A 12,935-nucleotide genomic window follows, 5' to 3' on the forward strand; every position below is an offset into this window, starting at 1 on the left:
TACTTGACAGGGGTATATTCAGTGGGATAAGTCTGTCCAAAACCAAATGAAGTTCATTCGTAAATTATTTGGAATGGCTGCATAAAAGCAGACTCTACTAGGAATCTATATACCCCTTTCAAATAAATACAATCTTTGTACCCAAACTCATTTTAAAAATGCGTCCAGAAAATCATCACTTTCTGAACACATCTCTTTTTACGAGAAAAGATTAAGATATTTATAGTTTTTATGTTCAATAACCCATCACAAAATCTATGTTCAGTATCAATCTCTATTTTAAGTTATGGTACAATAAGAATGGGGTGTAAAAATGAAAGTTGGATATGCAAGAGTTTCAACCGGTTTACAAAATTTAGATTTACAAGAAGATAGTTTAAAGAACACGGGTTGCGAAAAGGTATTTGTAGATAAAATCAGTGGAGTGAAAAAAAGGCGAGAGGGTTTACAAGCTGCATTAGAATTTGTTCGACCAGGAGATACGTTGGTCGTTTGGAGGCTTGACCGGTTAGGACGTAATATACAAGAACTTATTCAAATTGTTAATGATTTGAATGAAAAGGGAATTAGTTTCTTTAGTTTGCAAGAGAATATTACGATGGATAAAAAAAATTCTACTGGTCAACTCATGTTTCATTTATTTGCAGCCTTTGCCGAATTTGAACGCAATCTGATTCTTGAACGTTCCGCAGCAGGAAGAGAAGCTGCAAGAGCTCGGGGACGTTTAGGAGGGAGACCTGAAAAATTCACTCAAAAAGACTTAGATATGTTACAAATGTTAGTTTCCAATGGAACACCTATAAAAGATATTGCAGCGATGTGGAATGTTTCCCGAACCACGATCTATCGATATATAGATAAACTTTCCAACTTGAATAAAGGGTGACTATATGAAAGAAATAAAAGTAGCAATATTATCTGAAGTTTTTGAGATAGTCTTGTTCTTAAGCCTAGGAACCATTATGAGAATGGTTCCTAGGCCTTTGTTTTACAAAATAAGTTTAAATTAACAGTTATTTAATCTTCTATATAAAGAAGTCTCAAAAGCGAATGTTTTGTAAGGTGTAAGGAAACATACAATTTAGAGAAAAAGATATTAAAGTGGTTAAAAGTTTAAAAAAGGTATAATAGATAAGGCAATAAATAGCCATAAGAACATATAATAGTAAGGGAGATCTTTTTGACTTTCCGACTTTGAATTACCCCATAAACTAATATGAAAATAACTATGTAGATCCCAGTAATCGCAAGGAACGATACAAAAATATATAACAACTCCTAAAAAATCAAGGTTAACGATGGATAGTTAACCTCGATAAATATGGTTGGTTTACTTATTAATTATTAAAAAATCTTTTCAAACTTTCCCCAACCTCCAGCAGTACCAGAACTCTTTTCAATATAAGAATACAAATTCAACGGGCGACTTAGGAAATCCATATCTATAAAGCAAAATGCGCTTGCCACGACTTCGAAAGGCTGGTTACCTACGGCTCTATCCCCTTGGGTAAATGAACTAGACACTCTATCCCTAATTTTGGGGAAAGGATCAATATTTCTGTGTCCACCTGTGGCATTATCTGCTTGAATTTCATCATCCTTTATTGTAGTAAATTCAGTTACATGTACTTTTGATGTGTTAAGTTTATGATCTCCGATTACATAACCTAAATCTCTTTCATATCTATAATAATAGGAGCCATCGGGTGAATCAGAGGCAGCTCTTACATTTTTGACTTCATTCTAATTCGTTTTTCCTAATAATTGTACTTTCATGTTCAAGTCTACTCTTTTACTCTGATAAACTTATCGTAAAATCAATTCTATCTGCATATTGTGGAAAATCAATCAAGGGATTCCTATTTTTTTGCTTATCAAAGATAGCCATATTTCGATGTTTTTCATAAATAGATACTTTGTAATCATTATGCCATTTTAGCAACATTTCAATATCTTTACTGCTGTATTGATTGATTTCACCCGGGTATCTTATTAAAAAATATAATGTAGCTCTAGCAACTTCACCTTTACCGCTTTCGGGTTCAAATTTCTCCTCTTCATACTTCCCACAATTTGTTCTAATCGCTTTTATCTCCATATCAGGCGAATAATCAGAGAAATCATGGAAAGGGAAATTCGATCTTGATGAATTGCATTTTACTTCACAAGTAAAAAGATGGTGTAAATCTCCTCTCATCGGGTTATCCTTATCAAACCATGATTGAGGCACTACATGTTCGCAATTATAATTATTTTCACTTCCAATAGACATTATTATCTCTTGTGCACGATTATCGTTTTCTGAGTCATTTTTTAATAAATTCCGATAAACCTCTTTTCTTTTCAAGTCTACTTTATAATCTTCTTTCATGACTTGTTCTGGATTCTTTTCTTCTCCGGAATATATACTTTTCAAATTCCCGTCCAAATGAAGATCCACCCATGAGTAAAGATAATTTCTAGTCTCAGAATTGTAAGGAAGATGATTATCATGTGTGTTAGTAACTAACTCATTCAGTTGTTTAAACAATTCTTTTTTGTCCATTTCATCAAAATTAATATCTTGATAATAATTATTGATTATAGATTGATTCTTTTCCTCATCATAATAATCTTTTTCATTTTTTATCTTTCTTTGGTTACGCTTCAATTCTAGCAATGAAGATTTTAAGTCTATGTTATCCATTAGATTTCTCCTTTTTTAAGGTATTAGATGATTGTCCAATATTTTGACATATATTTATTATCAGTTGTTGTTTTACTTGATCAGGGGTTAAATTTGGTTGGTTTTGTAGTAGTTGTGCTGCTAAACCTGCACATATCGGTGTAGCCATAGAGGTACATAACAGGGAAACGTAATCTGTATCAACATGTACGTTTGAATTCAGTCTATCAATGGTAAATTTCGGAAATTGTAGAGAGATAATATTTTCCCTCAGTGTTATAGGATCCAGTTTCTTTAGACAATCGATTGTTGGAACACGGCCTGGAAAATTGGCTACTGAGTCATCAGAATAGTCAATAGTATTATTATCGCTGATAGTCCTCACAGTGATCACTTTAGGACTTATTCCGGGAATAGAAATAATTCCCTGTAATGAATCAGTGCTACCTGCTGCCACGCAAACAATCATGCCATTATCCCATGCCTTTTCAACAGCCTTTACGACTGGATTATCTTCGGCATACTGTGTTGCAAGAGAGTCTAGTGATAAAGAGAGAATGTCAATACCTAACATTGATTGATTTTGAATACACCACTCAACACCAGATATTACAGTAGAAAGTGAACCAATCCCCATCTTATCTAGAACTTTAATCCCGATTAAGCTTGCCTCCGGTGATGGACCTTGGTATTTTCCGTTGTATATAGACCCATTACCTGCCGCACCCCCTGCACAATGTGTACCATGTCCATTATCATCGTACGGAGCAATTCTATTATTAATAAAATCCTTAAATCCTTTGATTCGTCCTTGTAAATCTCGATGTGGATGAATACCTGTATCAACGATGCCAATGGTTACACCTTTTCCTGTTAGACTATTCTCCTTTAATTGATTGGAGTGGATCGCTGGGGGGGCTATATCAAGTAATGCCGTCACTTTCCGATCATAATAGATTTTTTTAATATGACAGCAGTTTTCGAGCAATTGCTCAATTTTTTCTAATGATAATTTAGTGGCACAACAAGAAATAGAAGGGAACTCATTAAGCATATGACATTTCGTATTCCTTACATCATTCAAACCGTCCCTGAAAGAATCTTGTTTAAACTCAATAATTAATGGTAGTATCTTTATCTTTTTCCTCATATATTCTAAGGGACGGTGTAAAAAACATGGAGCGAAACGAAAGAGAGAATAACTTTTTATTAGCTTTTGTTGCATGTTTTTATCCAGTTTATTTCCCATCCGTCGAACTAATTGAATCATGGAAAATTCCAACATTACCAATCAATCCTCTTTGAAATTTCATACAATACAATATATTATGTGAAATTTATAGGGGGGAATAATAAAAACATACAAAAATCAGCAAAAAGGGCAAAAAAACTAAAAAAATAGAAATTAGGGTCTGGGGCTCAGGGGAATTTTAGATTATAGTGCAAGAACTCTAGTAAGTCTATATATACTCATATATCCCCTTCAAATTGATAGTATTAGTACGACTGTGATGGAAGGATTCACCCCCCTAGTAAAATTTATATTTTTTAAAAATTTACTAGGGGGGTGAATTGGTATTAGTCCTTAATTCCTTGAAGAATTTCCTCTAGTGTTTTTATAGTATTATTAACCATTCTTTTGTATATATTTAAAATGATTTGTCCGTAATTATCACCCGGAACTGCCCATTTTCCGTTTAATGCGACCCATGTTGTGGCAGTCCCCCTTTGTACTAAATTAAAACGAGGGTCAATTAACGGATATTTATCTGGTAATGGTTTAGTCGATGCATAAGCGAATAAATGTTGGAAATGGGCGATTACCCCATCCCTTGGTGTATCAAAACTTGCTCCTGGATTATCAGGACCTGTTGTTCCTAATCCACAAAAGTTATGTTGTTCAGGTTGTACGACTCCTGTAAATCGAAAGAAGTCTGTTTCATGGATGGCTTGGGCAAAGGCAATATCCCCTCTAATCCCATAATATTCACCGAAGTTTAAATAATACATTCCTAATGCTATCGCATCTGGATTAATAGTTCTTACATATTGTTCCATTAATAATGGGGACAAGTACGTTCCACCTAATATAGTGTACTTCTGATTGGGCTCTCCTTCCTCAGTAACAATGTAGGTATCATTAATCCCGGCCCTCTTAACCTCCTCCACACGATTTTCTGCATTCTCCCGTTTTGAAAAGGATCCAACTTGAATTCGATACCATGTTACGTCAGAAATATTTATAGTCATTATAAGAGATTCAATACCTTTTGAACGTAGCATATCTTCACGTTCTTCTGCGTTTTCCTTTGATTTGAAAGATCCGGCTATGACTTTGTAAATTGTTCCAGATTTATTGAGCTTTGTTTTTAGATTAAAAGCCTTTGCTAAACCATCGACATGACCTTGTGCTACTTTCCGACGCCATACAGAGTCTTTCATTAAGGCAGCATCCTGTTTATTATCGATAAACCCATTTTCTGTAAGTAAAGCTGGCATATTCGTTTCACGCAAAACATGGAAGTTTGCTTTTTTATGACCACGATTATGGAGTTGATTGACCTTGACTATTTCCCTATGAATCACATCTTGGTACTTAGCTGTTGTTGAAGAATCGGATAAACTATTGTGAATATAATCCTCATATCCTTGTGCAGAACTGTTAGAGGAGTTGCAATGTATAGACAAATAATAGTCGGCTCCCCAAGAATTTGCTTCACCTGTACGCTGATCTAAACTTTTCGTAGTATCGCCTGTACGGCTCATTTTCACTTCAACATTTTCATAATTATGGGTTAAAAGCGTACGTATATTAAGAGCAATATCCAATACAATCTCTTTTTCATTCAAACCATTCCCCATAGCCCCTGGGTCAGAACCACCATGACCTGGATCTAAGTAGATTTTCATAAGATATCCTCCGTTTCATTTACAATTTCGATATAACAAAATCCAATCATATGTTTCCTTTACAAAATAAACATTGATATAACGATACTTCCAATATGATAAAATATCCTGGATCTACACCATCACATAAACAGTAGGAAGAGATACATAACGTTTCTTCAATAATCAATTAGAGAAAGGTTATATGGTTTCCTCTGACATATTCCCATGTAATAAAATCCAATCCATCCATGTATAAGTTATTTAAATTGAAAATATTGTTCAGTGTTAAGAAATAGGAATATCTAAAAAGTACCCCCTACATGTATTATATAAACTATCGCATCCCCACAATATACTTACTTCTGTCCCGGGCGAAATTATTTTATCGCTCTTGGATGGAGTGATGCCTTTAAAGTACCACTTCGATTATGAGGTTATAGAAAGACCTATAACAAGAAAAGGGACAGATTCACCGAAGATAGGGAGAGTCTGTCCGAAATGAAGCTGAATTTAATATATAATTTGTTTGAGTTATATTCTAGTCTTCTGTATATTCCAAACACTTGTCCTATATTAGGTCATAATATTTTTCATTTTAATATAGTTTTTGCACGACAAACCGAAGTTAGATTCCTACTAATTGTGGTCAATGACGATAAGATAGATTTGACTAAGAGGTTTACGGAGATAAAAGTATAATATTTTTTAGATTAAATTCTATTTTTTTCTCAGTTTCTCTTTGTCCGGGCTACTAATAATGCCAGCTAAAACTAATATATATAAGATTGAATCAACGTAATTTGTATATCTTTCCGGTGCAATATCAATCCCTAAATCCTGGACAAACATTCCGATGAAGGCTGATACTGCTACCCATAGGGTATAACTTTTAAAACGTTTCATGTTGAATTCCTCCTATCATAAAGTATTTACTGCTATACAAATATAATATGCACTTTTTTATGTTTGTCGTAGTTAAAATGTTAGAAAAATCAAAAAATATGCTTTTGTCTAACATTACCTATTAATCTTGAGACATATCGGTAGTTTACAAAATTCAAAAATCAATCAGAGAATAAAATTTACTTATATGAGAAATCAATACAAACAATTCAGGATAGTAGGAGAATAGGTAAACGTTTTAGTATGAGGATAGGTAATAATGAATCTTTGGGTTCGGGAAATAAGTTAAATGAGCAGCCGGATGTTTTCCAAAAGGAGGTCCGGCTACTTCTCATATTTTTAAACCTTGAGTTATAAGCATAGGAAAGAATCCAACCTGTATTTAATGATTCGGGGTTTGAAAAAGGGGAAAGTATGCCTGAAGGCATATAAATAAGGAATTCACCTTCATTGTTGGTATTTAGAATTATGGTATTGCACGTAAAAATTAATTTACCTATTGTTTCCGTATAAATATAATAGACCATTTCCCTGGGCTTTTTTGGACAGATCTATAGACACTGTATTTTGAGTTAATTGGGCGTAGATTTCAGGTTCAGTTAATCGACGTCCAAATTCTTTCTCCTCTTTATTAATAATGATTGCGATAGCCCCGCTAACATGGGGGGTAGCCATAGATGTCCCAGATAATTTAGCAAATTTATTCCCGGGATAGGTAGACATAACCTCCACACCTGGTGCTACTAAATCAATTTCATCATTTGTATTGGAAAACTCAGCGAGTTGTTTTTTCTCATCGACAGCACCAACTTGGATAACCTCTTTATAATAACCCGGATAGGCCGTTTCATCCGTCCGGTCTGATCCGTCACCTTCATTACCAGCTGCACAAACGACTGCAATATCAGCACTAACTGCCTTCTTAATAGAATCGTGCAATCCAGGGGCATCATCAGGTCCCCCTAAGGACATAGATATTATCCTTACCTGCTCCTGATTTGGACCACGCCATTCCCTCGCATAATCAATAGCATCAATAATACCTTGGTAAGAACCAGAGCCATTTTCATCTAATACCTTTAGAATCAAGAGTTTACACTCGGGGGCAACCCCTACAACTCCTTGTTCATTTAATGAAGCTGCAATTGTTCCCGCAACATGGGTTCCATGGTAGTGGGAATCAGTATAATCCTCTGGATCACCACCTGTAAAATTTCGTCCACCGATAATACGATCGGCTAAGTCGGGATGCGATATGTCACATCCTGTGTCTAATACAGCTATAACAACATCCTTTCCCTTTTCCTCTTGCCATAGTGAAGGGGCGTTAATCATTTTTATACCATAAGGTGTTTGATCTTCCGATTGTTCCAATATTTCTCCCAATCTAAATGGGACGAGACGAACATTATTCATGGTTATTTCATCCTCTCAAATCAATATCACTATAGTAAATGCGTCGAAACATTGAATTGAAAGGGACAACCACATATATTGCTGAAATTTGTATTTTCACCTATGTATGATGAAACAATGATTAAATATTAAAAGTGTAGTATCACCATCCTAGTATTATAAAAAACATTTCTGCTAGATTTTAAGAAATAGGGATTTCCAAGAGACCTAATGTAAATACTTAGGAGGGATATAAAGGGAGGGAAGACCCCTTCCAACTCAACTCGAATATAAAGTCGGACTAGATGATACTTATTTGTATTATAGGTGTCCGAAAGATAGGAGGATAGAACGTTCTAACGAATAGGGAATCCAGGGAGAAATGTATCGACTGATTTGTGATGCTTTCTTTAACCTTCATGGTGTTATTTATCTTGGTGGATTGAACATCAAACAGGAGATGAGGGAAAATGGGAAGAAAATTGTATGGGCCTCTTTTTCGAGCACTGGGTCTACAACGAGTTTTCCTCATCTTTTACACAATTACAAGCGTACGAAGAGAAAATTTATTAACGTGGTGCAAAGGGTGTGGAGTAAACGCGGAAATTTCAACGATGGGCGATATTTGGAAGGCGCAACCTTAGCATTTAACTATACTGTAAACATAATAAAAGCCCCCTCTTAATGGAATACTTTTATTTTTAATTAATATTTTCATTTAGAACATGGTTCTAAATGAAAATATTAATTAAAAAATACTAGTACCTTTGAGGGATTTGTACAAATTTAGGTCGAAAATCCATTGTATTCATTGGTAGACTTTGCTATAATAACACCAATTAAACAGTTCGGAATTGCAAAAAGGTTCAAGGCAATCGTAGTGATGCGACAACATCCTACGACGGCTCACCGTGAAGACGCCACGGTAAACACTTACCTCAAACCTTGTTGCGTTTTTTATGTTTGTATTGTACGACATAATAAACGCAATTTCAAGGGGTTTATTGTATTCTCCTTTTTCTTTTTCCGCAGGAAAAGAGGAGAAAAAATATGTTGATTTTCAGTGATGATTTTGTCCGTATACAGAACTATGAATCTTATACGAAAACACAAAATGAACAGAAACAAATGAAGTACAAACTATTAAGTATCGTAGAGTCTGCATTTGGAGATTCATATGCTCGTTTAAAATCAGAAACACGTAACGCGATTGATATGATTTGCTTTCTAGCAACCAATAAAGGCTTTGTTTATGCTAAAGATACTTATTTTGCTGAGAAACACGATGTTTCTGCTCGTACAATTCGTCGTGTCATGAAAACTTTAGAAGAAGCTGGAAAGATCGTGAAGGCTCATCGTTCTTCTTCTAAACATAATGGTCGAGGCGCTGCCGTTTATTTCTTTGTGAACCACCCTTATTTCGCACATTGGACGACATATTTTGGCTTTGATGTCCAAGCTGATGTCCAAGCAGAAAATGCTGAAATCCCTTGTGAGAGTAAGGATGAAGAGTCGAAAAAAGTTTCTACCTATTCTTTACCTAAAAATAATTATATTAAAAATCATTTTATGTACAAAACGATTCCTTTTATCAAGGGAGTCCCTAAACTAATTAGTCAAACCTTTAAAGATGTGTTTAAAGACTCTTTAAGAGATCTTTATTTACGTGTACGTGTCGCTTCTCAAAAAGTATGTCAGTCTTTATCTATAACTCTTTCTAAAAAGGATATTCACTCTATTGCTTATGAATCTATTCATGCTTTATTTACATACATAAAAACGCGTTCTATGAGTTTTGAAGAGCAATGTAAGTTGGTGTATCGTATTGCTTTAAATAAATTTAATGAACTTGTGCAAACAGCAGATAAAAAGGAGTTTGTAGTTGTAACCCCACGTAAAATTGTGCGTAAAGAAATGCTCCCGGATTGGTTCCAAGAACAACAAGGGGAAGAAGAAGTAAAAGAAGAAGAACTTTCTTCTATAAATGCTGAATCAGCAGAGGATGAACTGGTTAGGATGAAGGCTATTTTAGCCCATTATTCTTAAAAAAAATATAAGACTGCTGTTTTTTCTTATAATGCAGATATTGAAAAAAATGCTTATATAAACTGGCGGACTCAAAAACATGAGTATATTCGTAACTATGATTGTTTTAGGAGAAGGGTTTATATGTTCAAGTCTTATTTTAACGAGATATTGTCTCAAAGATAATAAGAGTAAAGGGGCAGATATGTTGATTTATCCTATACTTTTTAATATTAATCATGGTATTGAAATATATCTAAAAGTTATATATTGATCGTTGAATATATTGACTAAAACCAATAAAAAGTTTGAACCAACTCATGATTTAATGGATTTATTAGAGGATACAAAGGAATTAGTTAATAAATTTGAAGAGAGTATGAATAAAATTGACACATTCAATTCACGGATTAAACCTTTTGGGAAGTATTTAAAGGAGCTATATATAATTTGAGGAGCTCTAGAAGAATAGACAGCGGAAGTCTAGTATTGACTTTTATGGATATACATTAGATTCTAGGAAAGAAGCTCAGTTTTATATTAATGAACCTGAAAACGTAGTTGTAGACCTGGAGAACTTGCTGGAAGTGTTTAGTGAGCTACTTGGATACTATAGATAATCACTATCTTTATGATTTTGAGGATGAAGAATAGAAAAATTAAGAAGTCTAAAATACGAAATAAGAGCATATTTTAATCAATCTTTGTTCAAAACATGCTCTTTATATTGATTTTTGTAACACGATTATTCCCTGTTTAAGAAAATAATCGTGCAAGAAACCCCTTCTGTTTAGATAGATGCAGCCATTTCAGATTTTGTTTGCTGAGACTCCTTAACTACGTCTATAAGTTGTTGGTCTCTTTTCTTTAAGGAGTTCTGTATGTACTCTTGTTGTTTCTCTAAATGAGTCATAAGAGCATGATTAAATTCTTCTTGTCTTTTCAACTGTTCCTTAATAACCTATGGTTCTAATATAACCGGATCCTCCGGGGGCCTTGCAGGTTTTAAAGGATTATCTCCTGTAGAGAGATAATGGTTAATTTGTTTAATAGAATAACCTTGTTTTCTAATCTATATTTACCTTTGTTTTCACCTACCTATATAGATAATAATGGAGTTAGTATAAACCCATTTTAAAAGGGTTTAAAGTTAAGTTATTATCCCCCATAAACTTTACCTTCTTTATCGTTATATAGGGTTGGATTCACCATTTTATGTTCAATCTCCTTTATGAGTATTTTTTAAAATAAATCATTTAAAAGTAAACGTATAGTGAATATAATAATAACTACATTTTTTATATAATTAAACCTAATATATATTGAAAAATCAAAGTAATATTATTTATACCCACCTAATAACATAAAAAATGAATATAAAATATATAATAAACATATTTATAGAGTTAGTATTTTTAGTAATAGTAGGGATTATAATAGCTATTTTAAATTTTTTAAATAACAAAGATATAATTTTTATACGTTGTATTACTTTTTTATATCTTTCTTTTATTGTTACGTTAATTTTTTACATATATGATTTTTCATTACCATGGAATTATCCAAAAATATTGTAATATCAACAGTTTAACCTACTTTTAAAAAGTTGTCCCTCCTTACTCTCAATTAAATAACAATTATGCGATAGAGTTACAAGACTAAACTCATGATGTTTCCCGTGAAAAACTATGGACTGAAGGCTATAAAAATTACCCTAAAGGCGATGAAAAAAGCTTATCCGGAATAGGTGCTATTCTGGATAAGAACAAGTTTATGGATATCTAAATATAAAGTTTATATTAACGTCCTTGTATAAAAAATATTGTATTGGATTACTTGTTTAGAATAAGAAGGAGAACAATGTTCTAAGTCGAAAAAGTTGTTAAATATGGTTTTATATATAATGATTAAAAAATAGGTAGAATAGGTGGTGAACAAATGTCAGAACAACGAAATGAAGTAGTTTACCTTGGTGGTGAAGTGTCTAAAACTTTAGGAATTGCTCGAAGCTCTTTAACTAAATATTGTATTACTTTAGAGAATAAAGGATATAAATTTATAAGAGGTTCTAATAATTCTAGAGCGTTTACTAGTAAAGATATTTTACTACTTCAAAGAATGAAGGATCTTGTCCAAGATAAAAGTATGACTATGGAAACAGCAGGAAATGTAGTATTAACAATGTTTCCCGATAATGAGAGAACAGGTCCTATTCTTGATGAGAACAAGGTTAGAACTAACGATGTTATACTCCAAGAAGAGGATGAGAATAGTGCTGTTCCAGGACTAACTGATAATCTGAAATATATTGAAGATATTTTTAATAAATTAGGTTCAATGGAGAAGGAACTCAAGGATTTAAAAATTCAAAATGAACTTTTGCAGAATCAAAATATACAGTTAAAACAGACTATGGATGAAAGTTTAAACGGTAGAGATGAAAATTTTTTATCTTTAATTCATGAGGTGCAGGAAACGAAAAAGATGATTGCTTCATCTCAAGAGAAAAAGTGGTGGGAATTTTGGAAATAAAACTTCATATATACAATATCAAATAAAATAAGCTAATAGAAACATCCCGATCAGGAAGTACAACTTCGTTTGGGGATAATTGAGAAAAGGTATTTAATAAAAAGTACATTAATAATGAAAAAGCTATAAACAGTGAACCTGTGATAAAGTACATTTTTTCACCTTCCTGATTTTTATGTTAACTAAAATGCATATAACATTCATGTGGGATATGTTGCTACTTAAAGATTGTTTGGGCTTATGTTAATAATTAAAAATGGTTATTAGTACAAGTATATTTTTTAAAAAAACATATAATAAATTACAACACATTTCTCATTTTAGGAGTGATAATTATGAATTGGGATGACTTTATGTTTGGTAAACGTAATAAAAAAGATAGATATTATAGAGAAGAGGAATATGAGGATAAATATGAGGAATATGAGGAATGTGAAGAATAAATGTTGATATGGAGAAATCATTTGAGTAGTTGTCATTATATAAAAAGCCATTGATTTACGGGACTGACCCCATGAAGTGA

10 protein-coding genes are annotated in these 12,935 nt (G+C 33.1%); 4 read left to right on the plus strand and 6 right to left on the minus strand.

The window, feature by feature from the left end; all coding sequences use genetic code 11:
* Positions 1-313: 313 nt before the first annotated feature.
* Positions 314-886: a recombinase family protein gene (locus MOC86_RS06475; RefSeq protein ID WP_268583347.1), complete on the plus strand. Its 573-nt coding sequence runs from the start codon at positions 314-316 to the stop codon at positions 884-886.
* A 906-nt stretch (positions 887-1,792) separates the two neighbouring features.
* On the opposite strand, the gene MOC86_RS06480 is transcribed toward MOC86_RS06475, so the two are convergent.
* From MOC86_RS06480 to MOC86_RS06500, 5 genes are all read right to left on the minus strand, one after another.
* A complete protein-coding gene (locus MOC86_RS06480) occupies positions 1,793-2,686 on the minus strand; it encodes an endonuclease I family protein (RefSeq protein WP_268583348.1) in 894 nt (297 codons plus the stop codon).
* Positions 2,679-3,950, minus strand: coding sequence for a S8 family peptidase (locus tag MOC86_RS06485; protein ID WP_268583356.1), 1,272 nt, complete (start codon positions 3,948-3,950; stop codon positions 2,679-2,681). The genes MOC86_RS06480 and MOC86_RS06485 overlap by 8 nt, the downstream gene beginning before the upstream one ends.
* 293 nt (positions 3,951-4,243) lie before the next feature.
* Positions 4,244-5,575 carry an N-acetylmuramoyl-L-alanine amidase gene (locus MOC86_RS06490; RefSeq protein WP_268583349.1) on the minus strand — a complete coding sequence of 444 codons (1,332 nt, stop codon included), beginning with the start codon at positions 5,573-5,575 and terminating at the stop codon, positions 4,244-4,246.
* 699 nt (positions 5,576-6,274) lie between these two features.
* On the minus strand, positions 6,275-6,460 hold the full coding sequence (locus MOC86_RS06495) for a holin (RefSeq protein WP_268583350.1): 186 nt from the start codon (positions 6,458-6,460) through the stop codon (positions 6,275-6,277).
* A 492-nt stretch (positions 6,461-6,952) separates the two neighbouring features.
* Positions 6,953-7,876, minus strand: coding sequence for a S8 family peptidase (locus MOC86_RS06500; RefSeq protein WP_268583351.1), 924 nt, complete (start codon positions 7,874-7,876; stop codon positions 6,953-6,955).
* A 449-nt stretch (positions 7,877-8,325) separates the two neighbouring features.
* On the opposite strand from MOC86_RS06500, the gene MOC86_RS06505 reads away from it, so the two are divergent.
* The gene (locus MOC86_RS06505; protein ID WP_268583352.1) at positions 8,326-8,499 is read left to right on the plus strand and encodes a hypothetical protein; all 174 of its coding nucleotides are present in this window, start codon (positions 8,326-8,328) and stop codon (positions 8,497-8,499) included.
* A 406-nt stretch (positions 8,500-8,905) separates the two neighbouring features.
* Entirely contained in the window at positions 8,906-9,901 is a 996-nt protein-coding gene (locus tag MOC86_RS06510) for an HTH domain-containing protein (protein ID WP_268583353.1), read from the plus strand.
* A gap of 769 nt (positions 9,902-10,670) precedes the next feature.
* On the opposite strand, the gene MOC86_RS27450 is transcribed toward MOC86_RS06510, so the two are convergent.
* The gene (locus MOC86_RS27450) at positions 10,671-10,793 is read right to left on the minus strand and encodes a DUF3967 domain-containing protein (protein WP_419146608.1); all 123 of its coding nucleotides are present in this window, start codon (positions 10,791-10,793) and stop codon (positions 10,671-10,673) included.
* Between the two features lie 1,025 nt (positions 10,794-11,818).
* Here MOC86_RS27450 and MOC86_RS06515 point away from each other — a divergent pair.
* The gene (locus MOC86_RS06515; RefSeq protein WP_268583355.1) at positions 11,819-12,412 is read left to right on the plus strand and encodes a DUF3967 domain-containing protein; all 594 of its coding nucleotides are present in this window, start codon (positions 11,819-11,821) and stop codon (positions 12,410-12,412) included.
* Positions 12,413-12,935 lie beyond the last annotated feature (523 nt).

This window comes from Priestia endophytica, from assembly GCF_026790145.1.
Lineage (GTDB): Bacteria > Bacillota > Bacilli > Bacillales > Bacillaceae_H > Bacillus_I > Bacillus_I endophytica_A.